29 protein-coding genes are annotated in these 26,171 nt (G+C 56.5%); 14 read left to right on the top strand and 15 right to left on the bottom strand.

The window, feature by feature from the left end; all coding sequences use genetic code 11:
- Position 1: 1 nt before the first annotated feature.
- The 3 genes from G6041_RS05510 to ansP form a co-directional block, all read right to left on the bottom strand.
- Entirely contained in the window at positions 2–1,000 is a 999-nt protein-coding gene (locus G6041_RS05510; RefSeq protein ID WP_012124812.1) for an ABC transporter substrate-binding protein, read from the bottom strand.
- Positions 1,001–1,174: 174 nt separating this feature from the next.
- Positions 1,175–2,221 (bottom strand): DUF1176 domain-containing protein, encoded by a 1,047-nt coding sequence (locus G6041_RS05505; RefSeq protein ID WP_012124811.1) that lies wholly within the window; start codon positions 2,219–2,221, stop codon positions 1,175–1,177.
- Between the two features lie 122 nt (positions 2,222–2,343).
- A complete protein-coding gene (gene ansP, locus G6041_RS05500) occupies positions 2,344–3,801 on the bottom strand; it encodes an L-asparagine permease (RefSeq protein ID WP_007848558.1) in 1,458 nt (485 codons plus the stop codon).
- Between the two features lie 361 nt (positions 3,802–4,162).
- Here ansP and blaCSA point away from each other — a divergent pair, with 361 nt between their 5' ends.
- Complete coding sequence (gene blaCSA, locus G6041_RS05495; RefSeq protein ID WP_012124809.1) at positions 4,163–5,290, top strand: CSA family class C beta-lactamase; 1,128 nt, start codon at positions 4,163–4,165, stop codon at positions 5,288–5,290.
- 51 nt (positions 5,291–5,341) lie between these two features.
- On the opposite strand, the gene nfsB is transcribed toward blaCSA, so the two are convergent.
- Complete coding sequence (nfsB, locus tag G6041_RS05490; protein WP_012124808.1) at positions 5,342–5,986, bottom strand: oxygen-insensitive NAD(P)H nitroreductase; 645 nt, start codon at positions 5,984–5,986, stop codon at positions 5,342–5,344.
- 261 nt (positions 5,987–6,247) lie between these two features.
- On the opposite strand from nfsB, the gene pptA reads away from it, so the two are divergent.
- Positions 6,248–6,478: a tautomerase PptA gene (pptA, locus tag G6041_RS05485; protein WP_007867731.1), complete on the top strand. Its 231-nt coding sequence runs from the start codon at positions 6,248–6,250 to the stop codon at positions 6,476–6,478.
- A 44-nt stretch (positions 6,479–6,522) separates the two neighbouring features.
- On the opposite strand, the gene G6041_RS05480 is transcribed toward pptA, so the two are convergent.
- Both G6041_RS05480 and G6041_RS05475 read right to left on the bottom strand, forming a co-directional pair.
- Positions 6,523–7,428 carry a manganese catalase family protein gene (locus G6041_RS05480; RefSeq protein ID WP_004384954.1) on the bottom strand — a complete coding sequence of 302 codons (906 nt, stop codon included), beginning with the start codon at positions 7,426–7,428 and terminating at the stop codon, positions 6,523–6,525.
- A gap of 73 nt (positions 7,429–7,501) precedes the next feature.
- A complete protein-coding gene (locus G6041_RS05475) occupies positions 7,502–8,011 on the bottom strand; it encodes a ferritin-like domain-containing protein (protein WP_004384953.1) in 510 nt (169 codons plus the stop codon).
- 474 nt (positions 8,012–8,485) lie between these two features.
- Here G6041_RS05475 and G6041_RS05470 point away from each other — a divergent pair, with 474 nt between their 5' ends.
- Positions 8,486–9,307 (top strand): arylamine N-acetyltransferase family protein, encoded by an 822-nt coding sequence (locus G6041_RS05470; RefSeq protein WP_007867732.1) that lies wholly within the window; start codon positions 8,486–8,488, stop codon positions 9,305–9,307.
- On the opposite strand, the gene G6041_RS05465 is transcribed toward G6041_RS05470, so the two are convergent.
- Positions 9,304–10,218 carry an AraC family transcriptional regulator gene (locus G6041_RS05465; RefSeq protein WP_012124806.1) on the bottom strand — a complete coding sequence of 305 codons (915 nt, stop codon included), beginning with the start codon at positions 10,216–10,218 and terminating at the stop codon, positions 9,304–9,306. The two genes, G6041_RS05470 and G6041_RS05465, sit on opposite strands and share 4 nt — an antisense overlap.
- A 119-nt stretch (positions 10,219–10,337) precedes the next feature.
- Between G6041_RS05465 and G6041_RS05460 the strand changes: the two genes are divergently transcribed.
- Together G6041_RS05460 and G6041_RS05455 are read left to right on the top strand one after the other, a co-directional pair.
- Positions 10,338–10,874, top strand: a complete 537-nt coding sequence (locus G6041_RS05460) for a carboxymuconolactone decarboxylase family protein (RefSeq protein ID WP_041460508.1) — start codon at positions 10,338–10,340, stop codon at positions 10,872–10,874.
- 161 nt (positions 10,875–11,035) lie between these two features.
- Positions 11,036–12,121 (top strand): NAD(P)-dependent alcohol dehydrogenase, encoded by a 1,086-nt coding sequence (locus G6041_RS05455; RefSeq protein ID WP_084999402.1) that lies wholly within the window; start codon positions 11,036–11,038, stop codon positions 12,119–12,121.
- A 55-nt stretch (positions 12,122–12,176) separates the two neighbouring features.
- Here the strand turns inward: G6041_RS05455 and G6041_RS05450 are convergent, their stop codons facing one another.
- Positions 12,177–12,941: an SDR family NAD(P)-dependent oxidoreductase gene (locus tag G6041_RS05450; RefSeq protein WP_012124803.1), complete on the bottom strand. Its 765-nt coding sequence runs from the start codon at positions 12,939–12,941 to the stop codon at positions 12,177–12,179.
- Positions 12,942–13,393: 452 nt separating this feature from the next.
- On the opposite strand from G6041_RS05450, the gene G6041_RS05445 reads away from it, so the two are divergent.
- Positions 13,394–13,786: a TfoX/Sxy family protein gene (locus tag G6041_RS05445; RefSeq protein WP_012124801.1), complete on the top strand. Its 393-nt coding sequence runs from the start codon at positions 13,394–13,396 to the stop codon at positions 13,784–13,786.
- Positions 13,787–13,971: 185 nt separating this feature from the next.
- Here G6041_RS05445 and G6041_RS05440 read toward each other — a convergent pair whose 3' ends face one another.
- The 4 genes from G6041_RS05440 to G6041_RS05425 all read right to left on the bottom strand — a co-directional run bounded on the left by G6041_RS05440 (position 13,972) and on the right by G6041_RS05425 (position 16,626).
- The gene (locus tag G6041_RS05440; RefSeq protein ID WP_012124800.1) at positions 13,972–14,565 is read right to left on the bottom strand and encodes a flavin reductase family protein; all 594 of its coding nucleotides are present in this window, start codon (positions 14,563–14,565) and stop codon (positions 13,972–13,974) included.
- Positions 14,566–14,628: 63 nt separating this feature from the next.
- Positions 14,629–15,393: a hypothetical protein gene (locus tag G6041_RS05435; protein ID WP_007867746.1), complete on the bottom strand. Its 765-nt coding sequence runs from the start codon at positions 15,391–15,393 to the stop codon at positions 14,629–14,631.
- A gap of 1 nt (position 15,394) precedes the next feature.
- Positions 15,395–15,592: a hypothetical protein gene (locus tag G6041_RS05430; RefSeq protein ID WP_004384946.1), complete on the bottom strand. Its 198-nt coding sequence runs from the start codon at positions 15,590–15,592 to the stop codon at positions 15,395–15,397.
- A gap of 296 nt (positions 15,593–15,888) precedes the next feature.
- Complete coding sequence (locus tag G6041_RS05425) at positions 15,889–16,626, bottom strand: SDR family oxidoreductase (protein WP_084999374.1); 738 nt, start codon at positions 16,624–16,626, stop codon at positions 15,889–15,891.
- 185 nt (positions 16,627–16,811) lie between these two features.
- Here G6041_RS05425 and G6041_RS05420 point away from each other — a divergent pair, with 185 nt between their 5' ends.
- On the top strand, positions 16,812–17,747 hold the full coding sequence (locus G6041_RS05420; RefSeq protein WP_054628728.1) for an AraC family transcriptional regulator: 936 nt from the start codon (positions 16,812–16,814) through the stop codon (positions 17,745–17,747).
- A 198-nt stretch (positions 17,748–17,945) separates the two neighbouring features.
- Here G6041_RS05420 and G6041_RS05415 read toward each other — a convergent pair whose 3' ends face one another.
- The gene (locus G6041_RS05415) at positions 17,946–18,920 is read right to left on the bottom strand and encodes a UV damage repair endonuclease (RefSeq protein WP_012124797.1); all 975 of its coding nucleotides are present in this window, start codon (positions 18,918–18,920) and stop codon (positions 17,946–17,948) included.
- Positions 18,921–19,067: 147 nt separating this feature from the next.
- On the opposite strand from G6041_RS05415, the gene G6041_RS05410 reads away from it, so the two are divergent.
- The 6 genes from G6041_RS05410 (at position 19,068) to G6041_RS05385 (ending at position 23,499) form a co-directional block, all read left to right on the top strand.
- A complete protein-coding gene (locus G6041_RS05410) occupies positions 19,068–19,403 on the top strand; it encodes a hypothetical protein (RefSeq protein ID WP_012124796.1) in 336 nt (111 codons plus the stop codon).
- 163 nt (positions 19,404–19,566) lie between these two features.
- Positions 19,567–19,740, top strand: coding sequence for a hypothetical protein (locus G6041_RS21380; RefSeq protein WP_227003062.1), 174 nt, complete (start codon positions 19,567–19,569; stop codon positions 19,738–19,740).
- Between the two features lie 184 nt (positions 19,741–19,924).
- Positions 19,925–21,139 (top strand): EAL and HDOD domain-containing protein, encoded by a 1,215-nt coding sequence (locus tag G6041_RS05400; protein ID WP_007867754.1) that lies wholly within the window; start codon positions 19,925–19,927, stop codon positions 21,137–21,139.
- Positions 21,140–21,307: 168 nt separating this feature from the next.
- Positions 21,308–21,733 carry a DUF2231 domain-containing protein gene (locus G6041_RS05395; protein ID WP_012124793.1) on the top strand — a complete coding sequence of 142 codons (426 nt, stop codon included), beginning with the start codon at positions 21,308–21,310 and terminating at the stop codon, positions 21,731–21,733.
- Positions 21,734–21,745: 12 nt separating this feature from the next.
- Complete coding sequence (locus tag G6041_RS05390) at positions 21,746–23,047, top strand: PQQ-dependent sugar dehydrogenase (RefSeq protein ID WP_012124792.1); 1,302 nt, start codon at positions 21,746–21,748, stop codon at positions 23,045–23,047.
- Positions 23,048–23,139: 92 nt separating this feature from the next.
- Positions 23,140–23,499, top strand: coding sequence for a hypothetical protein (locus tag G6041_RS05385; RefSeq protein WP_012124791.1), 360 nt, complete (start codon positions 23,140–23,142; stop codon positions 23,497–23,499).
- A 37-nt stretch (positions 23,500–23,536) separates the two neighbouring features.
- Here the strand turns inward: G6041_RS05385 and G6041_RS05380 are convergent, their stop codons facing one another.
- Entirely contained in the window at positions 23,537–24,106 is a 570-nt protein-coding gene (locus tag G6041_RS05380) for a C40 family peptidase (RefSeq protein WP_012124789.1), read from the bottom strand.
- 472 nt (positions 24,107–24,578) lie between these two features.
- Positions 24,579–24,956: a MerR family transcriptional regulator gene (locus G6041_RS05375; RefSeq protein WP_012124787.1), complete on the bottom strand. Its 378-nt coding sequence runs from the start codon at positions 24,954–24,956 to the stop codon at positions 24,579–24,581.
- A gap of 82 nt (positions 24,957–25,038) precedes the next feature.
- On the opposite strand from G6041_RS05375, the gene G6041_RS05370 reads away from it, so the two are divergent.
- Positions 25,039–25,950 carry an alpha/beta fold hydrolase gene (locus tag G6041_RS05370; protein WP_166491633.1) on the top strand — a complete coding sequence of 304 codons (912 nt, stop codon included), beginning with the start codon at positions 25,039–25,041 and terminating at the stop codon, positions 25,948–25,950.
- Positions 25,951–26,171: the final 221 nt, after the last annotated feature.

The following is a 26,171-nucleotide window of genomic DNA, read 5'->3' as shown; positions in this document are numbered from 1 at the left end:
ATTAACTGCCGGGGTTTTCCCAGGCTTCGTTAAAGAAATAATCTTTCCAGCTGTCGGCTTTATTTTTTAATACGCCAAGCTCATGCAGCTTTTCGGCATAAACAAAAGTGCGTTGCGGTGAGACGGTAAAATCAATTTCCGGGTCATTCACAATTTTTTCGACTAACGCTTGCGGCAGGCGCGATTTTTCTGTGCGGATATACGCCGCAGCCGCCGCCTTTTTATCGGCGTTAATAATTTTCGCCGCTTCGCTTAAAGCCCGGTAAAACGCGCGGTACGTTTTCTGGTTGTCATCGTGGAATTTCTGGGTGGTGTAAAGCACGTTGAAAGTGGCCGGGCCGCCCAGCACGTCGTAGGAGCTCAGGATCTTATGCACGTTGCTGTGCTCCAGCGCCTGATACTGAAACGGCGGGCTGGAAAAGTGGGCGGTGATTTCAGACTTCCCGGCGACAAGCGCCGCGCTGGCGTCCGGGTGCGGCAGGCTCACGCTGATCTTATCAAAGCGTTTATAGTCGCCGTTGCCATAAAGTCGGGCGGTTTCGATTTGCAGCGTGCGGGACTGAAAGCCCACGCCCGCCGCCGGTACGGCGATGCGGTCTTTATCGGTGAGATCGCGAACGTTTTTGACCGCCGGGTTGTTGCTCAGCAGATAATTGGGCATCGAGCCGAGCGACGCGATGGCTTTGACGTTCTGGCGGCCTTTGGTGCGATCCCAGAGCGTGAGGAGCGGCGGCACCCCCGCCGAGGCGACGTCCAGCGCGCCGGAGAGCAGCGCCTCGTTCATGGCGGTAGCGCCGGAGAGCGTGCGCCACTCCACCTTAATATCGAGCCCCTCTTTTTTGCCTTCTTTTTCGATAAGCTGTTGGTCGCGCACTACATCCAGCAGTAAATAACCAATGCCGAACTGTTGCGCGATGCTGATATTACCTTCCGCCTGCGCCAGTCCGGCCGCCGACATTAACGCCAGCCCGAGCCAGGCGCGCCCCGTGAATTTTTTCATGGCTATCCCGCTAATAATAAAAGTGAAGGGTGATATATCGTTCTGGCTTTTATCGTGCAGGGGCGGGAATAAAAATGAAAAGTGTTTATTGGAATAACTTAGCGCGAATAAATAAATGCTTTTTTTAGCGAAGCTTTGCCGGAAATAAAAAAAGCGGGCCATCGCCCGCTGTGATTATTTAGCCGGAATGACCTGCGTGACCAGCGTTGGCATTTCCCAGGTACCGCCTGCGCGGATGAGACGGCATTCGCCGGTGGTGTAGTCTTCGCTCTGAATGAACGTTTCACCATTCCACGTCCAGTTCGCGCCGCCCATACAGTCGCCGATGCCGCGCCCGCGCTGTACGGACGTGATGACGCCATTATGATAATCGTTGCCGATAAGCGTTATCAGCGTTGGCTTGCCTTTCAGCGCCTCGTCAATGACCCAGTAGCCGTCGCCTTCGTTATAGGCCGCGCGCCAGCAGGTCGCCGAGATTAGCGCTTTGCCATTGCTTAATGGCGTGACGGTCACCGGCTCGTTACGCAGCGTTTCATCGGTGAGCCCGTCGCAGCTGTCGCCGTCGAGTTTGGTGGCTTCAAGACGCGGCAGCAGCGTGGCGAGCGCCGCGCCGGTGAGCGTAGTGGGCTGTGCGTCGCTCACGGCGGCGGCGTGGATCACCGGGGCGGCGATTGGCGCCGGTACCGCGCTTTCCGGCTTATTGCCCTTTTTCATGAGCGCGCCGGGCGTGCCGATGCGGCCCTGCACGTCATCCATCTTCAGCAGCACGGCGCTGGCACCGGCCGCAGAGAGCGTGAAACGGCGGTTATCTGAGGCAAACACCACGTTGCCGCGGCCTTTCACGGCGTTAATGACGGCGACGGTCTGCGCGTCGTTCAATTCCCAGGTTTCGTCCTGCTTATTTTCTTTCAGCATGCCGGTGTCTTTACCGTCGATCTCAAGGCGCATCGGCCCCTTTGAGGGTTTTGCGTCGTCATCCATTTCGCCCAGGCGGATCATGGCGGTAACCGGCGCGTCAGGCCCGGCTTTGCGGGTCAGCAGTAGCGAGCCGCCGGTGCCTTCATCGGCCTCGTAGGCATCCACACGGCAGGTGCCGGTGTTATCGCAGACCATGCTCCAGTCTTTATGGTTAAAGTAAGGCGGTTTCGGCGTAACAGCGGCGGCGCTGAGTGCCACACAGAGCGGCGTCAGTGCCAGTGCGCGAAGGATTGCAGGTTTCATAACGGTTCCTTGTAGACGTAGTGCAGCGCCATAGCGTGAAGCGCTGGAGCGTTTCGGACAAGCTACCAGTAATAGTACGCATAAAAAAAGGAGCCTTACGGCTCCTTTTCATAACACACGCTTTAATCCTGATGCGGTTGCGGCGCGGTGCTGTGGATCTCCGCCACGCGTTTACGCACGCCAAACCAGCCCGCAATCAGCAGAATAGCGAGAACCGGAATGGAGGCCACGGTAAAGGTGCCGTTCGGGTAGTCAAACGCCATCAGCACGACGACGGCGGCCAGGAACAGCAACGTCAGCCAGGAGGTGAACGGCGCGCCCGGCAGCTTGAAGGAGACATCGTCCGCTTTGCCTTCTTTGATGGCTTTGCGCAGACGCATCTGGCAGACCATGATAAACGCCCAGGAGGAGATGATGCCGATGGATGCCACGTTCAGGACAATCTCAAACACCTGCGACGGCACGAGATAGTTCAGGAAGACGCCAACGATATAGACGCAAACCGTCACCAGAATGCCCGCGAACGGCACCTGGGATTTGCTCATCTTCGACATAAACTTCGGCGCGGAGCCGCCCATCGACATCGAGCGCAGGATACGGCCAGTGGAATAGAGCCCGGAGTTGAGGCTGGAGAGCGCCGCGGTCAGCACCACCATATTCATGATATCGCCGATATAGGGCACGCCAAGCTTCGAGAAGAAGGTGACGAACGGGCTCTGACCCGCCTGGTAGGCGTTCCACGGCAGCAGCAGCACCAGCAGGACGACGGAACCAACGTAGAAGAGGCCGATACGCCAGATAACGCTGTTAATCGCCTTCGGCACCATGGTCTGCGGATCTTTACATTCGCCCGCGGCGGTACCGACCAGCTCGATAGACGCGAAGGCGAATACCACGCCCTGAATCAGCACCAGCGCAGGCAGCAGGCCGTGCGGGAAGAGGCCGCCGTTGTCGGTTATCAGATGGAAGCCGGTAGCGTTGCCGTCGAGCGGTTTACCGGTGCCGAGAAACACCACGCCGACAATCAGGAACACGACGATAGCCAGCACTTTAATGAGCGCGAACCAGAACTCCATTTCGGCGAACCATTTCACGCCAATCAGGTTCATGGTGCCGACAATCGCCAGTGCGCCGAGCGCAAACACCCACTGCGGCACATCGCCGAACGCGCCCCAGTAGTGCATATAGAGCGCCACGGCGGTGATATCGACGATACCGGTCATCGCCCAGTTAACAAAATACATCCAGCCCGCCACGTAAGAGGCTTTCTCGCCGAGAAACTCACGGGCGTAAGAGACAAAACTGCCGCTGGACGGACGGTGGAGCACCAGCTCGCCCAGCGCGCGAAGAATGAAGAAAGAGAAGATGCCGCACACCAGATACACCAGCGCCAGCGACGGTCCGGCCGCCTGGAGACGCGCGCCCGCGCCCAAAAACAGACCGGTACCGATAGCGCCGCCGATGGCTATCATCTGCACCTGACGGTTGCCCATCGCTTTGTGATAACCCTCTTCATGAGAGTTCAACCAGCGTCGTTTCGCGGCGCGATGCTCAGCCGCGTTTTGCTTCGTTGTTTTCATTGGTTTTCCTGTAGTCCTGTCTGAACCTGAACGAGCCAAAATAACCGACCGCCGTATACCAACCAAACGTTTGCCTGTGCTGGTTTTTTGTACGGCAAATGTTCGTCTTTCCTGTGATTATGTTGTGCGGATAAGACAAAACATGGCGCAGCATCCTAACCGCAAACCGGGGGCTTCGCAAAGCCTACCAGTAAGGGTGTGAGCCAGAACGGAATAGCCCGTAAAAGTGTCAGGGTTGTTGTATGCGCGATAACCCAAATCCGGCGAGAAAACGTCCTTTGTTAGGGAAAATAATGGAGTTTTGTCACAGTAAGCGGAGATAATGGCGGTTTGTGTGCGGTGAAAGAGGCGAGGAGAGCCGATGAAAAGCAAAGTCAGTGCGCTGTTAATGATGATAGTTCTTGCGGGCCATGCGCAGGCCGCGCCCGTTGCGCCGCCGGATGCGGTCGTTAAGCCATTGATGGCGCGCTACCAGATCCCGGGCATGGCGGTGGCGGTGTCGGTTAACGGCGAAACGCATTTCTGGCATTACGGCGTGGCGTCAAAAGCGACGCGCAAGCCGGTGGATGAAAACACGCTTTTCGAAATCGGCTCGCTCAGTAAAACCTTTACCGCGACGCTCGCAAGCAAGGCGCAGCAAGACGGCAAACTGGATTTCAGCGCGCCCGCCAGCCAGTATCTTCCTGCACTGAAAGGCAGCGCATTCGACCACGTGACGCTGCTGAATCTCGCCACGCACACCGCGGGAACGCCGCTCTTTGTGCCCGATGCGGTGAAAAACACCACACAGCTGATGGACTGGTATCGCGCCTGGCAGCCTGAAAAGCCGGTCGGCACCGAGCGCGTTTACTCGAATCTCGGGATCGGGCTGCTCGGGATGATTACCGCGAAGGCGCTCGATAAGCCGTTCAGCGAGGCGATGGAGCAGGGGCTGCTCAGGGATTTCGGCATGACGCACACCTTTATCAACGTGCCGGTGGCTGCGATGGACGACTACGCCCAGGGCTATAACAAGGACGACAAACCGGTGCGGGTGACGCCCGGCCCGCTTGACGCCGAATCGTATGGGCTGAAATCCGGCAGCGCGGATCTGCTGCGTTATCTGCAAATCCAGCTTGGCGAGCAGGAGGTGGCACCAGGCTGGCGTCAGGCGATTAACGCCACGCACAACGGCTACTACCGCAGCGGTGAGTTCACACAGGGATTGATGTGGGAATATTATCCGTGGCCGTCGCCGCTCTCGCGCCTTGTTGAAGGCAACAGCAGCCAGCGCATCATGAAAGGGCTTGCGGCCACCGCGATCGTTCCGCCGCAGCCTGCGCCGCAGGCCGCGTGGTATAACAAAACCGGCTCGACCAACGGCTTTTCCACATACGCGGTGTTTATCCCTGAGAAGCGTATCGCGCTGATTATGCTCGCCAACAAGTGGTTCCCGAATGACGACCGTATTAAAGCGGCGTATGCGATTATTCAGGAGCTTGATAAGTAACGCGTCATAAAAAAGGCCGCCCGTGGGCGGCCTTTTTGTGAATTAACGCGCTCAGAGCTGCGTGATCACCACATCCTGATCCAGACGGGATTTCGGCAGTGTGGCGTTGAAGTCGGCATCGCTGCGATAACCGATGGTCGCTACCACCACGCTGCACAGACCTTTTTCTTTCAGGCCCAGCACTTCATCCATTTTCTCCGGATGGAAACCTTCGATAGGCGTCGCGTCGAGGCCCATCGCGGCCGCGCCCAGCAGCAGGAAACCGAGCGCCAGGTAGGCCTGACGGGTCATCCATTCGCGCTGCTGCTCCGGCGTTTCGCTGTTCAGACCCACAAAAAAGCGGCGGCCTTTATCGTTCGCGGCGCGCGCTTCCTCGCTGTCGTAGCGACCATCCTGCTGCTCTTTTTCCAGCAGCTGCAGCAGATGCGCTTCGTTCAGCTCTTCTTTAATGGTGAACACCACGGTCATGGCGGCGTTTTTCGCTTTTACCTGGTTGGCGTCCATCAGCGCCGGCAGGATCTGCGCCTTGCCTTCTTCAGTAGTCACGGCAAAGAAGTGCCACGGCTGGGAGTTGACGGAAGAGGGGCTAAAACGCAGCAGATCCAGCAGCTCCTGCTGCTGTTCGGCCGTCAGTTTACGGCTGTTATCGTAGGCTTTGCTGGTATGGCGAGTGCGAATGATCTCATTAAGGTTCATAAATGTTTCCCGGTTGAATGCCGCGCCTTCATGGAGGGCGCGAGCAGGTTACACCATTATTATCTTCGTTAAGGGAAACGATAGTAGCCTAAACCTGACGGCAGCAACACCTGTCGCCACGGGTAAGCCCGCTTGACGGCAAAAAATGCCAAAATGCGTGACAACGTCACTAAGGAGGGATGGTGTTGCACGTAAAAAAGCGTGAATGAACAGTCTGGTCTGGGGCATGATGATGAACCGTTCACGTTTCAAGGAACCGTTATGCCGCATATCGATGTGAAATTCTTCCCGCGCGATCTGAGCGACGCGCAACAGCAGGCGCTGGCCGATGAACTCACTCAGGTCATCGTTAAACATCTGCAAAGCAAAGAGAGTTCCGTTTCGGTGGCGCTCAAAGAAGTCCAGCCGGAGCAGTGGAAAAGCGAGGTGTGGGATACCGAGATAGCGCCGCAGCTCGATACGCTGGCCCGCAAGCCAGGCTATGAGATGTAAGCCATAAAAAACCCTGCCGGAGCAGGGTTTTCTTTTAAGGCCGGTTATTTTTTCTCAACCGGCTTTTTCGACTGACGCTCTACCGGGGGCACTGATGCGCCCATTTCCGCGCCGGTCACCGGGTTGATGCCCGGATCGGACTGCAGACGCTGCGCCATGGTCAGTACGCTCGCCTGCTGTTCCGGCGAAAGCTGGATATCAATCATACCGTCGCCTCCATTAACTGCCGGCTGCGGATCGGCGACGTACTCGAAGTTTTCGTCGCTGTTCCAGCTGCCGCGCAGGTCGTCACCTTTGGACATGTTGTAGTAAACATTCGTGTACTGTTCCACCGGCGGCAGTTTGCCCGGCGGGAAGTTATTACGAATAGAGTAGAGCGCTTTCTCAAACGAGAGCATATGCGCGACTTCACGGGTCATCAGGAAGCCGAGGGCATCTTTAACGCCCGGATCGTCCGTCAGGTTGATCAGTCGCTCATAGATAATTTTGGCGCGCGCTTCCGCCGCGATGTTCGAGCGCAGATCCGCGGTGATTTCACCGATGGTATCGATGTACGCCGCCGTCCACGGTACGCCTGCGGAGTTAGTCAGCGGCGGCCCGCCTCCGTAAAGCACCTGGGTCAGATGGCTGTCGTTACCCGCACCCGTAATGGAGCGGTAAAGCTCGCCTTCGGTTTCAGTGGCTTCCGCCAAATCGCCTTTAGCACCTTTGTTGAGCATCCCCACAAGGGAACCGATAATTTCCAGATGGCTCAGTTCTTCTGTGGCGATGTCCATCAGCATCTCTTTACGCGCCGGATCTTCATCACCCAGCCCCTGGGTGAAATAGCGGGTAGCCGCGGCGAGTTCGCCCTGTGGGCCGCCAAATTGTTCCAGCAGTAAATTTGCCAGCCCCGGGTTCGGTTCCGCGACGCGGACCGTATATTGCAATTGTTTTACATGTCGGAACATCAGGTTCTCCTGTTTACACGACAACACTCATTTTTTGCCTGCCATATAAATGACAGGCGAATTTATTCAGAAATTATTTTTTCGCTTCAACGCCTGGCGCGGCTGCGCGATTAAGGAATTGCTGAGTGACATCCGGTAAATGGTTCAGACACCACTCCGCCATCGCAATTTCCTGTTCCAGGATCTGTTTAAAAATCACCACACCCTGTTCATCGCCCACGGCTTTTGCCGCCGCAATCAGCGAGGTGTAGCAGGCAATTTCAAACTGTTCGAAGACATAGCCGCTGATAGCGCCTTTCACCACTTCATCAGAAGCAAACATACCGCCAACGGCCTGGCCCATCGCCGTCATTTTGCTCATGGTGTCTTTGACAACAGAGGTTGAAACGTTATTTCTTTCAATAACGGAATTAATCAGCTGCTGCTGGTGGCGCGTCTCTTCCAGATGCTGCTCAAGACGGGATTTGAGGTCAGGATAGTGCTCAATACGGGAGGCCATTGACTCCAGCATCTGTTCCGCTTGTTTCTCCATCGCATGAGCGTCACGCAGCCAGTCATGATAATTTTCTTCGTATGTCGTCATAAATCACCTCTTCCGAAATATACAGTTACCTGTAAAGAAATATTTATGCGTCCTCTACAGAATTTATAAATTTGATACGCCCTAAAAAGCGTAGCAGATATTTTTAAACGGGAGACGGAATCGCGGATATTCTGGTTTTTGAGAGTAATCTTAACTCAAATTAACTGGATAATTATTATCCACTTGCGGAGAAATATGTACGAAAACTCCTTTTCTGTATAACTTCATGAAGCAAATAATTGCATTTGAATTTTATTTTTACATTCGCTTTACATAAAAGGAAATAAATGCAGAGAGCGGTTTTAAGCGAAGCGGTAAAAAGGAGCGACTACGATTTTCATTAATATATCGCCCGCTGCATGGCGCTTTTTCGTTATGCGGTGACAATTCAATAACCTGAACACGCCCTGCCACATGCTTTACGGGAAAAGCGCTATCATCAGACAGACAAAGGACGCAGATTAAGGACTTCGCATGGCATTCAAACGACAGGATTACTTCTCCCGAATTGGCTACACCGGTGAACCGCGCCCAACGCTTGAGACGCTTACCGCGCTGCACAAGTGCCACACCGCGACCATTCCTTTTGAAAATCTCGATGTGCTGTTAGGGCGCGAGATCCTGCTTGATGATGACGCGATTTTCGTCAAGCTGGTGGAAGCCGGGCGCGGCGGCTACTGCTTTGAGCAAAACGCGCTGTTCTCCCGCGCGCTCGCGGAATGCGGCTTTGCCGTGGAAGCGCTCGCCGCGAGAGTATTAATCGCCGATCCTGACGCTATGCCGCCGCGCACGCACCGCCTGGTGCAGGTGATGATTGACGATGCGCCGTGGATTGCTGATGTCGGTTTTGGCGGGGCGACGCTGTGCGCGCCGATCCCGCTTGCACATGGCGCGGAGATAACCGGCCCGGAAGGGCGCTTTCGTATCGAGAGCCGACAAAGCGAGTTTTTGCTCTTAAAAGAAGAGGGCGACGACTGGCACGCACTCTACCGCTTTGACCAGGCGCGTCAGTATCCGGCAGATTACCTGATGGCCAACCATTTTATTGCCCACTGGCCGGATTCTCATTTCCGCCATCACCTGCTGGCGGCGCTGCACCCTCCCGGACAAACGCCCTTAAAACTGCTTAACCGCCATCTCACCATGAATGGCGAGCGCCGGACGCTTGCCGACGACGGCGCGGTCTATGACTGCCTGCAAAAGGATTTCGGGATGCGCTTTACTCATCCGGTACATGGCGTTTCACGCGAGACGTTTTGCGCGATGATGGCGCAGCTTGCTCGCGATAACCCCTAAGGGCGGGCGTGCTGCTGGCGGAACTGGCCCGGCGTAACGCCCCAGGCGTTTTTGAACGCTTTGCTGAACGCGGCCTGGGTCAGATAGCCGCACGCCTCCGCCACGCGGCCGATAGCGTCCTGTTCGCGCTCAAGGAGCCTTGCCGCGCGCGCCATCCGCACCTGATTCAGCCAGGCCTGGGGGGTAAGCGGGTAACGGCTGGCAAAGTGTCTTGCAAAGGTAGCACGGGAGAGAAAACAGCGCGCCGCCATACTTTCCAGCGTCCACGGCTGTTCCGGGTTCGTCAGCACCGCGCTGACGGCCGGTGCCAGGCGTTTATCGGCCAGCAATGGTAACATGCCTTGCGCGCCATTCTCATCGGCGAGCAGGGCGCGCAAGACCAGCGTGAGCAGTGTGGAGGAGAGCTCGCGTACAATCGCCGCGGCACCCGGTCGCCCGCTCAGGCTCTCATCCGACAGCATGGTCAAAAGCGCCGCGAGCGAGCGGCAGTCTTCCCGCCCGCCTGTGGCGATACGCTGCAACGCAGGCTGACCGCTAAAAAGCAGTGCGCCGCTGACGCCGGTGCGAAACTCACCGCACAACATCACCAGCGGCGTATCGTCGCCTTCCGTCACCACTTCCGTCACCACCGCATTGTCGTGCCGCTGCACGCGGGCGGCGACACCGTCCTGCTTATGGCTTTCCAGACGGTGCGCCGCGCCCTGAGGCAGCAGAAAGATATCGCCCGCCCGTGCATGAATGACTTCACCATTGAGCACCAGTCGCGCGCTGCCGGAGAGAATGGCATGCCAGGGAATATGGCCAACCGGGCTTTGCGCATGATCCGACTGCCAGCGTCCGGCGAAGCGGCAGTGTAAATCGACAGAACTTTCCGGCGCGAGAAGGGCGATGAGCTGGCTGAGGCTGTCCATAAAGCTCCTGAGACGATAAGACAAAAATCCGCGACGCCCGGCGGCAGATGGCGTAAAGCGTCACGCGTAGTATGCACACAACGCCCGCAGACGGGCATTCATTGACGAAGGAGTGCATCATGAGCCGTTTACAGACCATTGCGACAGAAACCGCCACCGGTAAAACCGCCCAGCTGTTTGATACGCTGAAAAGCGCGATGGGTAAAGTCCCTAACGCGTATGCCACCATCGGCAGCAACGCGCCGGATATTCTCTCCCAGGCGCTGCAACACAATATGGCGCTGAAAAAGGGCGCGCTGAGCGCCCGCGAGCTAGAAGCCATCAATCTGCTGGTGAGCGAGACCACAGGCTGTGATTACTGCCTCGCCGCCCATACCCTGATGGCGAAAAAGGCGGGATACAGCGCCGACGATACCCGCGCGCTGCGTGCCGGGCGGTTTGCGCAGGATGCCCATATCGACGCGCTGCTGCGCTTTGTGAAAACCGTGATAACGACGCGCGGTACGCTGCCGGAAAGCGACGTGACCGCGCTGCGCGCCGCCGGTTTCGACGACCGTCAGGTTATTGAGATCTTAAGCGCCATCAGCGCCATTCTGTTTACCAACATGGTGAACCGGGTGAACGACACCGTGGTGGATTTTCCTAAAGCAGAATAATCCGCACCTGGCGGGGGAGGGGAGCGGTACTAACGATATCAAGACGTTAGCGCTCCGCTCCTTACAACCCACCATAACCGGGACCGCCCGGTGCCTGGCAAAAGTCACCGATGCGCAGTATAAGAAGTAAACACCGCTGATACGCGTAACCGGAGACAATAATGACCATGAAAGTGCTGGGCTATGCCGCGCAGAGCCCCGAAGCGCCGCTCGCGCCTTTTGAGTTTACCCGCCGTGCGCCGCGCCCCGACGATGTCGTCCTCGAAATTCTCTACTGCGGCGTCTGCCATTCCGATCTTCATCAGGCTCGTGACGACTGGGGTTTCAGTCAGTATCCCATTGTGCCGGGCCATGAAATCATTGGCCGCGTCACGGCGGTCGGCAGCGACGTGAAAAAATTCAAACCGGGCGATCTCGCGGGCATCGGCTGTATGGTCGATTCGTGTCGCAGTTGTCCTCCGTGTCGCGAGGGGCTGGAACAATACTGTCTTGAAGGCTGCATTCAGACCTATAACGGTATCGATCGCCATGATGGCGAGCTGACGTTTGGCGGCTACTCACAGATTATTCTCGCCTCGCAGGACTTCGTGCTGCGCATCCCCGATGGGTTAGATCTCAAAGGGGCCGCGCCGCTGCTCTGCGCCGGGATTACTACCTGGTCGCCGCTGCGCCACTGGAACGTCGGCAAAGGCAGCCGTGTCGCGGTGGTTGGGCTTGGTGGTCTCGGGCATATGGCTATTAAGCTTGCCCATGCGCTCGGTGCCGACGTGACGCTGTTCACCCGCTCGCCAGGGAAAGAGGAAGACGCCCGCCGCCTTGGTGCGCATCACGTAGTGCTCTCTGAAGAGCCAGGCCTGATGCAGCAGGTCGCCGGACATTTCGATTTGATTATCGACACCGTGCCTTACGCGCATGACATCAACCCGTATCTGTCGACGCTCAAAATCGACGGCACGCTGGTGTTTGTCGGCCTGCTCGGAGAGGTACAGCCTGCGGTCAATACGGTCCCCATGATTATGGGGCGGCGTAGCGTGGCGGGCTCGTGTATTGGCGGGATCGCCGAGACGCAAGAGATGCTCGACTTCTGTGCGAAGCACAACATCTCTGCCGACGTGGAAGTGATCAACATTCAGGAAATCAATGAGGCGTGGGAAAGGATGCTGAAAAGCGATGTGAAATATCGCTTTGTGATCGATATGGCGTCACTGCAGCAGGGCGCGCGTCTGGAACCCGTGACGGCGGCTTAAAACGCTCTTATTTTTGATGCAAAAAGCAAAAGCGGGCATGAAGCCCGCTTTTTTGTTACGCCTGTTTCGGCTGACCATTTGAGGCCGTCAGGCCGCCATCCACCGGCAAATTCGCGCCTGTGATATACCGCGCGTCGTCGCTCGCGAGAAACGCAATCGCATCGGCGATATCTTCCGGCTCGCCCGCACGTTGCAGCGGGATTCGCTCATAGAATTTTTGCAGCAGCGCTTCATCCTGCTTCATATCTTCTGTGAGATCGGTAAACGTAAAGCCCGGACAAATCGCATTCACGCGTACGCCATCGGCACCGTAATCCATCGCAAGCGATCGGGTAAAGTTCGTGACCGCGCCTTTTGCCGCGTTATAAACGCTCATGCCCCAGTCGCCACCCAGCCCGGAGACCGATGAAATATTAATCACGTTGCCTTTGGTTTTCAGCAGGCCCGGCATAAACGCGTGCAGGCAGTAGAAAACGCCATTCAGATCGGTGCCTATCAGCGTTTCCCAGTCCTCAAGCGTAATCTCATGAATTTTGCCCTGTACAATCACGCCAGCGTTATTCACTAACACATCGACGCGACCAAATTCATCCGCCACGCGCTGCGCGAGCGCCTGTACCTGTTGCGCGTCAGAAACGTCGCAGGGCACGACCAGGTGCTTGCCTTGCGTAAGCGTCGCGGCCACTTTATCGAGTTTTTCTTTTGTGCGCCCAACCAGCACAACGCTTGCGCCTTCATGCGCAAAACGACGCGCCGCGGCGGCACCAATGCCTGATCCTGCACCCGTCACGACCACGACTTTCTCTTGAAAACGGTTCATACATCCTCCTTTCCAGTGTCTGGCACAATGCTGTGCTTAATCATCAAGTCCTTGTTAACTCTGGCATTCATTGCACGCTTCGCAAGTCTCAGGTTGACTATTCCTTATAAGCCTCTGTTTTCGTTAAAATAAAAAGTCATTAAAAAATGTGACGCATACCAAAATTTCGCGCCGCAAATAAAGAGGGCCGGAGAGAGGGAGGGTTTAACTTTGCTTATCAACGGGTTAGTGATTTATCATAAAGATATTATTGCGCGGGTTCGCTTTCTTGTGGATAACATGTGCAAAGTGAACAAAAAATATCCTGATACACGATCGCATTCGATCCCGCCGCATGCAGAGCGACTAACCCTGTCACTTTTAGCGATCCTTTTTAATTAAACAGATCTTAATTTAGATCCCGACCTTTTTAAGTCGGAGTTAATTCCTGTACCCCAACCGGGAGGAGAGTGATGAGCGTTTCTCGTGAATACGTGACGTTTGTACTGGACCAGCTGGCGCCGCTCGGCGTGGTAGAAACCCGCCGTATGTTTGGCTGCGTGGCGCTGTTTCAGGCCGGACGGATGTTTGCGCTGTTGGATGGCGACGCGCAGCTTTACATCAAAGCAGACGATCAGAACCGCGAGCGGTTTATCGCCGAAGGCTTCCCGCCTTTTACCTATGTCACCACCCGGCGCAGCGGTGGCCAGCAGGAAGTCACGTTGGGTTATTACCGCATTGCCGAAGAGCTGGTGGAAGATAATCAGGAATTGTTGCGCTGGGCGCATGAAGGACTTGCCGCTGCCATGCGCACACCGGAGAAAAAACCTCGCAAAACCACGAAAAAACCGGGCGTAAAGGCTTAACCGAACGATAATCAGCTGCTTTAGTTACAACATACTTAATACGATCCAACAAATCTGCTTCAGCGTCAGCGCCTAGAGAAAAAGCTTTTCAGAATAAAATGGCGGCGAATGGCAGGGCTTATCGTTTGCAAGAGGCATAAAAAAAGCCAGACGCGCTGGCTTTGGAATGGACGTGAGAAGGGCGTTCAGATTTCGTTATCAGTACGCGGGAAAGCCTCGCCGATAGCATAAAAATGTCCGCCCGCGACGTGATGCAGACTGCGTAGCTCAGACGGCGCATCTTCAAAGTGCCAGCGGCCATCGTGAAAGACGCGGTTATCCGCCCATGCAGCAGTCACCTGACCGATAAACAGATCGTACTGCTGCTGATTATGCGGCTCGGGAATCAGCTCGCAGGCGAGCCATGCCGAGCAGCCCGCAACCAGCGGTGCCTCAACGCCGTCCATATGAAACAGTTCCACACCGGCGAGTTTCAGTTTCTCAGGCTCGTTATGCAGGCTCAGCGTGCCCGCCTGATACGTCATTTCCCGCTGTGCGACGGTCGGCACCTGTAAAACAAATGACCCACTGCGCTCAAGCAGTTCGCGGGTGCGGGCGATTTTATCGATAACCACCGTCACCTTTGGCGGCATAAAATCCAGCCCGCAGGCCCAGGCGGCGGCCATCACATTTTCCACGCCGTCGTGACGGGCGGAAACCAGCACCGTTCGCCCGTGATTAATTAACCGGTACGCTTTGTCCAGCGGCACCGGTGCCATAAAAGAGTGAGTGTCGTTCATTCGCATAACCCTGTATTGACCCAGGCGGGCAGGGTAACACAGCCGCCCGGGCACCATTTTGCGCTACGTGTCGCGCATCCCAAGCGCCAGCGACTGCGCCGGGTCGAACAGCGACAGGCTCTCAATCTGATTGAGCAGAATGACTTTGCGATAAGCGAGCGCCGATTTCTCTCCGGCCTGCAGCGTGATGCCATGGCTGTCATACCAGGCGCTGTAATTATGCTCGACGCGCAAATCCAGCGTTTCGTGGTCGCGGTAGCCGCTCAGCATCGGAATGAGCACCAGATTGCTGATATCGCTGCGGGTACTGTCGAACGTGGCGCTATGGATCATCCCGATATACACACGCTGGGATTTCATCGTTATCCAGATAAGCTCGCCCTCTTCCATGCACTCATACAGCAGCCCTTCGATGCCGTTGGCGCGCGAGAGCGTGCGGTAGAGCGTGCGGCGGCCAGTGTTATCAAGCTTCGCCGTCGGCGACCAGTTCGCGCGGTAGAGGCAAAACAGAATGGCAAAGCCCAGCATCAGCACCACCGGCGCCTGGATGCCGAGAAAGCTCCAGTTCATAAACGCCATCTGGTAGTGATAGTCGTCGCTGCCGGACCACGCCGGGAATGCATTCAGCACGCTTGAGACGCCAAGCAGCGCCAGCCACAGCAGGCCGGTGGCGATAATGCCCTGCAACACGAAAATACAGCCGTAAAGCGCCACCAGGAAATAGACGTCCCACCCGGAGGTGCGCATAAACTTAAACCGGGTGGAGAGATCGCGGCTGGTATACCAGTAACCGCACACCATCAGCACCATAAATATCGCCGTTCCCATCTTAAGCCCTCTTCAGCATTTCGACGTGGCGGGCGAAATCTTCCTGTACGGCAAGACACTCCACATTAACCGAGGCGTTGCCATCCTCATCGATGATAATGCGTTCTCCTTCGTCAATTGCATCCTGGATATGCGCCGGATGAACGGCATGAACCAGCTTTTCCGGGCTGGTAAAAAGCGAGCGAAATATTCTTAGCATGTAAAACCTCCCGGCCAACAGTATAGAAAGCCTGGTGGATGCAGGGTAAAAGTGGCGGGTTTTACGGGTTTATCTGATGAAAAAGGCCCGCCAGCGGGGCGGACTGAGGGTTATTTGAGCGGCTTCAGGGCATCCAGCCGCGCGGTGCCTCGACTGGGGCGCGTGGCCGGGATCGTCAAAGTGATGAGCGCCGCGTGCCGCCGTCTTGCAGGCAGCGGGGTAAACGGGCCTGTAAAAAACGCAAAGGGTGTGCAGAGGCAAAAAGCCGGGGCGAACCCCGGCAGAGATAAATAGCATTAATGCGGGCTGGCCGTCGGACGCACCACGATTTCGCTCACGTCGACGTTATCGGGCTGTTCGATGGCGTAGGCGATGGCGCGGGCAATGGCGTCGGCAGGCAGCGCAATGCGGCGGAAATCATCCATCGCCACACGGGCGGTTTCATCCGTGATATGCGTCGCCAGTTCCGATTCCACCACGCCGGGGCTGATTAGCGTCACGCGGATCGTTTCATTTTCCTGGCGCAGCCCGTCGGTTATCGCGCGCACCGCATATTTGGTGGCGCAGTACACGGCGGCGGTCGGGGAAACACGGTACGCGCCAATGGACGCGATATTAATGATCTGCCCGCGATTGCGCGCCTGCATCACCGGCAATACGGCGGCGATGCCGTGCAGCACGCCGCGCACGTTCACATCCAGCATCTGATTCCACTCGTCCACTTTCAGCGAGGCCAGCGGCGAGAGCGGCATCACGCCTGCGTTATTAATGAAGGCGTCAACCTGGCCATATTTATCAAGCGCCGTCTGCACAAAGGTTTCCATGCTGTCGAGTTTCGTTACGTCCAGCGCCGCGTAATCTATCTGCGCCCCGTTAAAGCGCAGTTCCTCGCACAGCGCCGCGAGACGGTCGGTGCGGCGCGCGCCAATCAGTAAACGGTAGCCCTGGGCGGCTAGCAGGCGCGCCGTCGCTTCGCCGATCCCGCTGCTGGCGCCTGTGAGCAGGATAACTTTGCGTTCTTCGGTCATCGTCATGGTGCTTACTCCTTCACAAGAAGGCCCGGCGGGCTGCCGGTGCCGTATGCATAAAGGCTACGCCCGCAGCGGCCCTCTCAATAGCACTATTCCTCTCGCTGTATTGCCTGATCCTATTAGCCCTGGTGAAGCTTTGCGCGCAACGTGCCACAATCGTTGCAGGAAAATATGAGGGAGACGCCGCAATGACGATGTCATCAGTACAGCGTGAAACTATCGAACTTCTGGAACAGCTCGCCCCACAGGAGGGCTACACCCGCTCACAGCTTGATGCGGTGCGCTTTATGCGCTCCAACCGCGCGCTGTCGCGCACGCCGGTGTTGTATGAGCCCTGTATTGTGATTGTCTGCCAGGGCTGCAAGCGCGGTTATCTCGCCGATAAGATCTACACCTACAATGCCCAACACTATCTGGTGCTTTCGGTGCCGCTGCCGTTTTCAACCGAAACCGACGCCACGCCGCAGGAGCCGTTGCTTGCCGTGGCGGTGCGGCTTGAAATGACCGTAATTGCTGAACTGGTGCTGGCGCTCGACGGCGAACGGGGCGCAGACGCCACACCACCGGAAGGCATTCTCTCCACGCCGCTTAACGCGCCGCTTGCCGACACCACGCTGCGCCTTCTGCGCGCCCTGAGCCACCCGCAGGAGGCGCACATTCTCGGCCCGGCGATTGTCAAAGAGCTGTATTACCGCGTATTGATGGGTGAGCAGGGCGGCGCTATTCGCGCGGCGCTGGCAAGCTTCGGCAAGTTCAGCCGCATCGCGCGCGTGCTGCAACGCATTCACGCCGACTACGCCGGGCGGCTGGATGTCGCAACGCTCGCCGCCGAAGCCGGCATGAGCGCGCCCGCCTTTCATGCGCATTTCAAAGCGGTGACCAGCAACTCGCCCGTGCAGTACATCAAAGCGGTGCGTCTGCATCAGGCGCGGCTATTGATGATCCGCGACAACCTCAGCGCCGCCACCGCCGCGTTGCGCGTCGGCTATGAAAGCCCGTCGCAGTTTAACCGGGAGTTTCGCCGTCTGTTTGGCCGCACGCCGGGGGCGGAAACCCGAGAAATGAAACAGTCGTTCGCGCTGCTGCCACCGACGCAGTTTGAAGCGATGACGACCAATCATTAACGGCCCGCGGATGGTTTTCGCGACTATTTTCTGGCGTGGTTTTTGGGTTAGACCGACGGGTGCGCTCCGCTTACCCGCGCTACGCGGTATACGCGCCATATTATTTCTGTAGGGTGGGTAAGCTTGCGCACCCACCATTGGTTAAATCCGCGGGTGCGCTACAAACATATCAGATTGAATATCCATACATGCATTTTTTCACGCTGCCTTCACCACCCCTTTTAATAACGCATAATCATACAACCGGTCGCGGGCGATATTTTTCATTTTCACTTCGCACATAATGTCGAAATCGATGAAAGAGAGCGCCCAGTCATTCAGCGTACTGTTGAAATAATAATCGGAATGCGCGCGCAGTTTAGTTTTGGGAATGCCGAGCTGTGACTGTTCCGGAAAACCCTGTTCCGGAATAAGTCCTTCCTGAGAGATGGAATAATGCATGACCGGGCGCACGCCGCGCCACGAGGCTTTTATCTGTTCAATACGCGGATCGTCCGGCGTAATAAATGCATTCTCTTTTACCCAGTGGTGGTGAATATCCAGCACAATGGGGCAGAGCGCCTGCGCCTGTAATACATCGTCCAGCGAACAGGAGATTTCGTCATTTTCCACCGTCAGCATCCGCTGCGCCTGCAGGCTTAACCGGCCAAACGCCTCGCGAAAGCCTTCGAAACCTCGCTTGCCGTTCATATGGATATTGATTTTGAAATCCTGAAACCGCTGGCCATACCCCATCATCACGGCGCACAGGGTGTGATATTCCACATCCTCAATGGCTCTTTCGACCACATCAGGGTTATCTGACGCCAGTACCGAATACTGGCCGGGATGAAAAGAGAGACGAATATCGTGTGTGCGGGCAAACTCGCCGCAGCGGGTAAATAAGGGTGCCAGGTCGGATAGAAATTCCTGATAGACCGGGCCCGCCTCCGGCACGGTATAAAGCGGCAGTAAATCGCTGCCGATACGCATCATCCTTAACGCCGCCGGTAACTGCGCGAGTTGTTCAAGCGTCAGATACAAATTGTTTAGATTGGTCTGTGCGAGCTGCGATAACAACGTCAGACGCGCCTCATGGCCGAGACTTAAAAAACGGGTGCGGGTCGTCGATTTAAAGGGAAATTCCTGTTTGAGCCCTGAATCTAAAAATTTACACGCGAAACCTAATTTCATGCACCCTCCGGTTGTCAGTATTTCCAGTGTAGCAGGTCGCTAACCGGGCGTTTCGGTGGGCCGTAGAGCTTAAGTTTAAGCAAAACGGTTATACTCTCCGTTTGCCGCGGCCATACCGCGTTTTCACTGACGTATCAGAATCAACTTATGAAATTACTCACCTGGCGTTTTATTCTTCCTGTTGTCGCCTGTGCGGCGCTGGCGTACTGGTGGCTGACGCCACACTTCAGCCATGAGGACAAGGCGTACTACGCCTCCGTGTTCTGCACGATCCAGACAGACAAGCCCGATAACTGGGCGGCGAGCATGGAAAATGTGATTGAAGGCAGCAACAACGACTACGCGCTGCAACGTCAGCACTACTCCGCCGCACTGGGTCGTGAAATCATCAGCACCTGGCAGGGGCTCGATAGCACGCAGCGCGCGGCGCTCGCGAGCAACCCGCAAACCTGCGGCCAGCAACTCGCCCGTCTGTTGCGCTGAGGGCGGCTACACTCAGTGGGGGGTCATTTACTTCGCTGAGGTTGCCTTGCTGTCCGGACATCAATTCCTCGCCCTGAGCGGGTTCTCGCTTATTGCCGCCGCCTGTGGGCTGGCGCGTTTCTCATGGGGACTACAGGTACCCGAAGTTATCCGGGATGTTTCAATGTCGACGACGCTGGTCGGCGCATTCTTCGGCTGGCTGATGGATACCTTAAGCGCCGTGCCTGCGCTCGGTATTTTCGTGCTACTGACGCTGCTCGCACTCTGTTTACCGGCTGAGCGAACAGAAAATGCGCTCCCGGATATATGCTCAAGAAAGCCTGCCGCACGCCGATAAGCATCTTATAAAGCCTCGCCTTAAGGGGCGTGACAGGCGTAAGCGTAATACCTCGGGAGCTTACGCCTGGCTTGCGGTTCTGCCGGCGGAGTGCCGGAAGAGTGTATCCAGGAATGTTTTAGTGCCGGTCGAACAAGCAGCGCAGCGCTGTAATGGACGTCGAAAAACGAAACCGGAGGTTGAAATGTATTCCTTCATAGCGCGACAGCCTATCTTTGATGCGTCGCTGAACACGGTGGCTTACGAGCTACTCTACCGGGACGGGCTCACGAACGCCTTTCCGCCCGTGACCGCCGAGTTCGCGACCAGCCAGCTGCTTGCCGATCATTTTCTGGTCACGCCGTTACAGCGTTTGTCCGGGAAACATACGTCGTTTATCAATTTCCCGTATGAAATGATCGTCAACGGGCTGGCGCAGTCGCTGCCGCGCCAGAATGTCGTGATTGAAATTCTTGAGAATAGCGTGCCAGATAACGCGCTGTTTACCACCGTGCGCGCGATGTATGAGGAGGGGTATTGCTTCGCGCTGGATGATTTTACGCTGGAGAGCGAATGGAGCCGCTTTCTGCCTTACATCAGCGTCATTAAGTTTGATATTCAGTCCACAAGCGTTGAACAAATCAACGCGTTCCTGAAAGCGCACCCGAACCTGCGCTGCAAACTGCTGGCTGAAAAAGTCGAGCGGCGTGAAGAGCTGGAACAGTACCAGAAACTCGGTTTTCATCTTTTTCAGGGCTATTTTTACAGCAAGCCAGAACTCATTAAGACGAAAAAGCTGCCTGAACAAAAAGTCTTTATTCTTGAGCTTATCCGCGAGGTGAACGCGGCGCGCCCGGATATGGCGAAGATCGAAAAGCTGATTAGCCGCGACGTGGCGATCACCTATAAGCTGATGCGCTACGTCAATAACATCAAATATCAGCATAACTACCACGCCAACGCCGAATCGCTGCCATTTCGCAGCATTTTCGCGTTTCTTGGGCTCTATGAGCTGAAAAGATTCATTACTATCCTCGCGGTCACGCATATCAGCGATCCGTCGGTAAGTGAACTGTACAACGTCAGCCTGGTGTACGGCCGCTTTTGCGAACTGGCGGCGCACCGTATCGGCGGCGTGAGCGAGGACGACGCGTTTATCGCCGGGCTGTTCTCGCGCCTCGACGCGATTATGGATATCCCCATGGATGCGCTGCTTGAGCAGATCTACGTCTCGAAGGAAGTCAAAAAAGCGCTGATCAACCGTGAGGGCGTTCCGGGTACGCTGGTCCGTCTGTGCGAAGCGTTCGAGCGTGCCGACTGGCCACAGGTGGTAGAAGTGGCGCAGGAGCTCAATCTTAGCGAGCGGGATATCATCGATATGACGCACGAAGCGGTGAAATGGGGCGACACTATCATCTGATTTTTACAGCGGGCGGCCCGTCTGACGCCGCCTGTGAGGCTCCTGGCTAAAACGCGGTTTCGATAATTCCGTCATTCTCGCGCATCTTGACTACGCTTTTACAGGCACGCTGACGTGCGGCGCCTGGGCGCTGCCGTCGCTGGTTCTGGATGACTTCAGGAGACGGACATGCACCCGCACACGACCGCACGATCCCCGGCAGCCGCCGTGGCGCTTTATGAACTGCTTAATCCCATTCCTTTAGGCTTTTTTACGGCCGCCTGGATTTTCGACATCCTCTACATGAAAAGCTACGTGCAGATGTGGACCGATGCCGCCAGCTGGCTTATCGCCATCGGCCTTCTTATCGCCATCATTCCGCGCCTGATTAGCCTTGGGCAGATCTGGCCCGGGCGTCGCCATCTGCATGGCCCGGCGCAGCGGCTGCACTTCTGGCTGAATCTGGTGGCGATTGTGCTGGCCATTTTCAACGCCTTTATTCACAGCCGAGATGCTTACGCCGTGGTGCCTGCGGGCGTCATTCTTTCAACGCTGGTCGTGGTGCTGATGCTGCTGGCGAATATTCAACTCGCGTTACGCCAACGCGCTGCTTAAGGAGAAGCCCGCATGAACAACATTCATCGTCTCGCGCTGGCCGTGTCGCTGGGCGCTCTGCTTAGCGGCTGTGATAACAGCGCAACACTCGATCCGCAAAAACAGGTCGGGCCAAACCCGGAACTTCCGGAAGCGAAAAATTTCCTGCTGCCGCCGATGCAGGTGCCGGAAGGCGTGGCCTGGAAAGAGGGCGAAAAGCCGAAGGTGGCGCAGGGGCTGAAGATTGAAAAAATCGCCGACGGGCTGATGCATCCGCGCCAGGTTTATGTGCTGCCCAATAACGATATTCTGGTGGCGGAATCCAACGGCACGCCAAAACCGACGACGCGCCCGAAACAGCTCATCATGGGCGTGGTGCAAAAGGCGTCGGGCAAGGGCGGCCCGGGCGGCAACCGCATTACGCTTTTGCGTAACGTGAACGGCAAATGGGAAAAACATCAATTTATTGAAAACCTTAACGCGCCGTTCGGCATTCAGCTCACCGGCAATACGCTGTGGGTGGCGAACGCCGACAGCCTGGTGAAATTCCCGTATCAGGAAGGGCAAACGGCGATCCGCACGCCGGGCGAAGAGGTGACTGAACTGCCAGGCGGGCCGATCAACCACCACTGGACCAAAGCTCTGCTGGCAAGCCCGGATGGCAGCAAGCTCTACGTGGGCGTGGGTTCTAACAGTAATATCACCGAAAACGGCATCGGCGCGGAGTATCGCCGCGCCGCGGTGCTGGAAGTAGACGCCGCGACCGGCGCCAGCCGTATTTACGCAAGCGGCCTGCGCAACCCGACCGGCCTCCAGTGGGAGCCTGAGAGCGGCAAGCTGTGGGCGATAGTGAACGAGCGCGATGAGATCGGCTCTGATCTGGTGCCGGATTATATGACCTCGGTGCAGGAGAAGGGGTTCTACGGCTGGCCGTACAGCTATTTCGGCAATCACGTCGATAAACGCGCCGAGCCGCAGCGCCCGGATCTGGTCGCCAAAGCGATCAAGCCTGACTACGCGCTCGGCTCGCACGTGGCACCGCTTGGCCTGCATTTCTACACCGGCGATAACATGCCGCAGTATCGCGGCGGGGCGTTTGTGAGCGAACACGGCAGCTGGAACCGCTCGCCGCTTAACGGGTATCAGGTGGTATGGGTGAAATTCGAAAACGGCAAGCCGGCCGGGATGCCGCAACCGGTCGTCACGGGTTTCCTGACCGACGATCAAAAGCAGGTGCGTGGGCTGCCGGTTGGCGTGACGCAGGATAAATCCGGCGCGCTGCTGATTGCCGACGACGCCGGTAACGCCATCTGGCGCGTGAGCGCAGCGCAATAAAACCAGGCCGCCGCGCGCGGCCTTTTTCCTTTCCAAAAGGGCGTGAAAGCGCCTGCTATACTTTTCTTTCATTCATCAGCAAGGAGTTCACGATGCCGAAATCTACCCAACGCGACGGGATGCCTTATTTTCTGTTTCTCTGCGAAGGCCGCGTGCTGGCGCAAAACATCGATGGCCGGATTATCGATCTCGGCGAAGCCACGCAAGAGAATGGCGCTTTCGCCTGGCGTCTTGATGGCAATGATGAACATGGCGAAGGGCTGAACAATGCCGGGGCGGTGCTTGATGATATCGCCGGACACCTGACGTTTCTGTTTATCGACGGGCAGTTTACCAGCCTGCCGGATCTCTCGGACGATTACGCAGGAAAGCTTGATGACGCCCCCGCGAAAGAGATTGTGCTCAGTGAGCTGAGCGACAAGGGCGGTGACGATAACCCGCCAGCGGTGTAACCCCTGCGAGACCACAGAAGCACTGTGGCCCTCAGGCTTACCCGCGATTACTGGCGAGATCGGGCGGCGTATTATGATTGAGCGTGACAACAGAGCTGATATTATCCGGCAGGCGACGCGCTTCTAAATATACGGTCTGCCAGTAAGGATTATTTAATGAAGACCGGGTGACGCCTTTACTGGTGGAGGCGTGAATAAATTCACCATTCGAGTCATAAAAACCGACATGCAGCGCGCCCTTAATACGGAAGAACACCAGATCGCCCGGACGCAGTTTATTTTTATCAACGCCTTTACCCATGTGAATTAATTCCCGCGTGGTGACGCGCGCCATCGGCAGATTAAACCGGTCGTGCAGCGTGCGCCAGACAAAACCGGAGCAGTCGATGCCATCGCGCTTTGTGCCGCCCCATTGATAAGGTGTGTCCTGCCAGGTGTTCATCTGGTCGTGAAGGGCGGCGATAACGGGGATCAGGTCAGGCTGGCGGCTGCTGGCGGTAGCATCAGGAAGCGGGGCGACCGCTTTAGGTTTTGGGGCTTTGGTGGCGCATCCCGTCAGATAAGCACAGAACAAAAGGGCAAATAAATGTTTGGCGGGGAAATCCATATCGACTCACTGGCACGCGGTAATTTACGTTAGGTGCCCGAATTCTTACTAAAAATGCGTCTCATCTCCAGCGCTTTCTTATCCTTTACAATTATTGACATTGCAAAAGAATATTAATCTGTCACCGACGCATTCTGGCGCAGATATTCACGTTCAGAAACAACTCAATGTAAAAGCGGGGCTTTACATCGGGCCGGAAATAATATTCTCGGCACAGGGAAATAACATGCGGTAATTATCCCTGGGAAGAATTAATGTCATTTTTGATAGCCAACGGTGGGTGCGCTCCGCTTACCCACCCTACAGAAATACCAAACGCGTAGCGCGGGTAAGCAAAGCGCACCCGCGTGTTTAGCCAGGGATAGTGGTATAAGCGCGTAGCGCGGGTAAGCGGAGCGCACCCGCGTGTTTAGCCAGGGATAGTGGCATAAGCGCGTAGCGCGGGTAAGCGGAGCGCACCCGCGGGAGGCAATTATTCACATAACCTTACCCCATCGCTGTGACCATTCTGCCGCAGCGTCTCCAGCAGACGCGCTTTGCGCTGCTCAAGTTCGCTTATCTGATCTTCGATTTCTTTCAGCCGCTGATACTGTATGGCCTGGGTTTCCGGGCAGAACGTCGCGCCTTCAATGAGCAACATGCAATCGGGGAAACGGCGGATCTCGGCCACGCTAAATCCAGTCGCAATCAGGCGCTGGATCTGGCGCACCTGGGTAATGGCCTGCATATCAAAATAGCGGTAGCCGTTACACGCGCGAACGGCCGCCAGTAAGCCGTTGTTGTGATAGTGGCGGATGGATCGAGCGCTCACGCCGGTGGCTTTAGCCAGTTCGCCAATGGTCAGTTGCATGGTTTCTCCTCATCAGGCGCTTGACTCTGACACTAGTGTCAACGTTCAGGCTAGCCAGGAACCCATTAATGAGGAAGTGAAAATGCCTGCATTGATTAGCCGTATTGTGATAAGCCTGCTGTTCATGGTGATGGCAAACGCGACTGCCGCTGAACGGCGCTTTACCGTCACCGCGCCGGATGGCGTTCCAATTGCCGTGCAGGAGAGCGGCAACCCGAACGGCCCGGCGATAATTTTCATTCACGGGCTGCTGGGCAGCCATCTCAACTGGAACCGGCAAATCGCCGACCCGCGGCTGCAACGTTTCCGGCTCATCACCTTTGATTTGCGCGGTCACGGGCTTTCCGGGAAGCCTGACACCGACGCGGCGTATCGGGAGGGCAGGCGATGGGGAGACGATCTGGCGGCGGTTATCAACAAGAGCCAGGCGAAGCGGCCGGTATTAGTCGGCTGGTCGCTCGGCGGCGCGGTGATTTCGACTTATCTGGCCGAGTATGGCGACAGCCGGATCGGCGGCGCGTTATACGTGGGCGGCGTGGTGGAGCTAACGCCCGCGCTGATACCCGCGCATCCGGCTATTTATCGCGACATGACGGCGGCGGATTTACAAACGCACCTCGATGGCGAGCGCCAATTTTTGCGGCTCTGTTTTTATCAGCAGCCTGACCGCGACACGTTTGAGCGTCTGCTGGCTAACGCGGCGATGGCGTCTTGGACCATGCAGCGTAACGTGCCGCGCATAGCGGTTCCCGCAGAAAAAGCGCTGAGCGCCACGCGCGTGCCGTTGCTGTTTATCTACGGCCAGCACGACGCGCTGGTAAATCCGGCTGCTTCGTTGAAAAGAGCGAGCGCGATCAATCCGCACATACGTTCCGACATTTATGCGAACGCCGGACATGCGCCATTTATGGAAGACGCCGCGCGGTTTAACGCACAACTGGCGGCGTTTGCTGATAACGCCGTCGCGCGGGTTAGCAGAGCGCACCCGCGATAAACAATATAAAAACGGTGCGCTACGTGAAATCTGAGAAAAGTTGTGAGGCTCAGTCCTGCAGATTTCGCGTAGCGCACCGGGAGAGATAGAGAGGTTTGGGTCTTAAGCGAATGCAGACACGCAGGGCAGGCAATAGCGGTATCAGGCGGCCATAGCGAGTAAGCATGGTTCTGATGCCAGATTCAATTTAACATAATATACATTATGCGCACCAAAGGAGA

Origin of the sequence: Cronobacter sp. HA18003, from assembly GCF_011605905.1 — a bacterium.
Classification (GTDB): Bacteria; Pseudomonadota; Gammaproteobacteria; order Enterobacterales; family Enterobacteriaceae; genus Cronobacter; species Cronobacter sakazakii.
This window is presented reverse-complemented; position numbering and strand designations above follow the sequence as displayed.

Excerpts from the sequence above, each read along its gene's own strand:
- G6041_RS05510 (WP_012124812.1), bottom strand. The coding sequence starts at position 1,000 with ATGAAAAAATTCACGGGGCGCGCCTGGCTCGGGCTGGCGTTAATGTCG.
- G6041_RS05505 (WP_012124811.1), bottom strand. The coding sequence starts at position 2,221 with ATGAAACCTGCAATCCTTCGCGCACTGGCACTGACGCCGCTCTGTGTG.
- ansP (WP_007848558.1), bottom strand. The coding sequence starts at position 3,801 with ATGAAAACAACGAAGCAAAACGCGGCTGAGCATCGCGCCGCGAAACGA.
- blaCSA (WP_012124809.1), top strand. The coding sequence starts at position 4,163 with ATGAAAAGCAAAGTCAGTGCGCTGTTAATGATGATAGTTCTTGCGGGC.
- nfsB (WP_012124808.1), bottom strand. The coding sequence starts at position 5,986 with ATGAACCTTAATGAGATCATTCGCACTCGCCATACCAGCAAAGCCTAC.
- pptA (WP_007867731.1), top strand. The coding sequence starts at position 6,248 with ATGCCGCATATCGATGTGAAATTCTTCCCGCGCGATCTGAGCGACGCG.
- G6041_RS05480 (WP_004384954.1), bottom strand. The coding sequence starts at position 7,428 with ATGTTCCGACATGTAAAACAATTGCAATATACGGTCCGCGTCGCGGAA.
- G6041_RS05475 (WP_004384953.1), bottom strand. The coding sequence starts at position 8,011 with ATGACGACATACGAAGAAAATTATCATGACTGGCTGCGTGACGCTCAT.
- G6041_RS05470 (WP_007867732.1), top strand. The coding sequence starts at position 8,486 with ATGGCATTCAAACGACAGGATTACTTCTCCCGAATTGGCTACACCGGT.
- G6041_RS05465 (WP_012124806.1), bottom strand. The coding sequence starts at position 10,218 with ATGGACAGCCTCAGCCAGCTCATCGCCCTTCTCGCGCCGGAAAGTTCT.
- G6041_RS05460 (WP_041460508.1), top strand. The coding sequence starts at position 10,338 with ATGAGCCGTTTACAGACCATTGCGACAGAAACCGCCACCGGTAAAACC.
- G6041_RS05455 (WP_084999402.1), top strand. The coding sequence starts at position 11,036 with ATGACCATGAAAGTGCTGGGCTATGCCGCGCAGAGCCCCGAAGCGCCG.
- G6041_RS05450 (WP_012124803.1), bottom strand. The coding sequence starts at position 12,941 with ATGAACCGTTTTCAAGAGAAAGTCGTGGTCGTGACGGGTGCAGGATCA.
- G6041_RS05445 (WP_012124801.1), top strand. The coding sequence starts at position 13,394 with ATGAGCGTTTCTCGTGAATACGTGACGTTTGTACTGGACCAGCTGGCG.
- G6041_RS05440 (WP_012124800.1), bottom strand. The coding sequence starts at position 14,565 with ATGAACGACACTCACTCTTTTATGGCACCGGTGCCGCTGGACAAAGCG.
- G6041_RS05435 (WP_007867746.1), bottom strand. The coding sequence starts at position 15,393 with ATGGGAACGGCGATATTTATGGTGCTGATGGTGTGCGGTTACTGGTAT.
- G6041_RS05430 (WP_004384946.1), bottom strand. The coding sequence starts at position 15,592 with ATGCTAAGAATATTTCGCTCGCTTTTTACCAGCCCGGAAAAGCTGGTT.
- G6041_RS05425 (WP_084999374.1), bottom strand. The coding sequence starts at position 16,626 with ATGACGATGACCGAAGAACGCAAAGTTATCCTGCTCACAGGCGCCAGC.
- G6041_RS05420 (WP_054628728.1), top strand. The coding sequence starts at position 16,812 with ATGACGATGTCATCAGTACAGCGTGAAACTATCGAACTTCTGGAACAG.
- G6041_RS05415 (WP_012124797.1), bottom strand. The coding sequence starts at position 18,920 with ATGAAATTAGGTTTCGCGTGTAAATTTTTAGATTCAGGGCTCAAACAG.
- G6041_RS05410 (WP_012124796.1), top strand. The coding sequence starts at position 19,068 with ATGAAATTACTCACCTGGCGTTTTATTCTTCCTGTTGTCGCCTGTGCG.
- G6041_RS21380 (WP_227003062.1), top strand. The coding sequence starts at position 19,567 with ATGTCGACGACGCTGGTCGGCGCATTCTTCGGCTGGCTGATGGATACC.
- G6041_RS05400 (WP_007867754.1), top strand. The coding sequence starts at position 19,925 with ATGTATTCCTTCATAGCGCGACAGCCTATCTTTGATGCGTCGCTGAAC.
- G6041_RS05395 (WP_012124793.1), top strand. The coding sequence starts at position 21,308 with ATGCACCCGCACACGACCGCACGATCCCCGGCAGCCGCCGTGGCGCTT.
- G6041_RS05390 (WP_012124792.1), top strand. The coding sequence starts at position 21,746 with ATGAACAACATTCATCGTCTCGCGCTGGCCGTGTCGCTGGGCGCTCTG.
- G6041_RS05385 (WP_012124791.1), top strand. The coding sequence starts at position 23,140 with ATGCCGAAATCTACCCAACGCGACGGGATGCCTTATTTTCTGTTTCTC.
- G6041_RS05380 (WP_012124789.1), bottom strand. The coding sequence starts at position 24,106 with ATGGATTTCCCCGCCAAACATTTATTTGCCCTTTTGTTCTGTGCTTAT.
- G6041_RS05375 (WP_012124787.1), bottom strand. The coding sequence starts at position 24,956 with ATGCAACTGACCATTGGCGAACTGGCTAAAGCCACCGGCGTGAGCGCT.
- G6041_RS05370 (WP_166491633.1), top strand. The coding sequence starts at position 25,039 with ATGCCTGCATTGATTAGCCGTATTGTGATAAGCCTGCTGTTCATGGTG.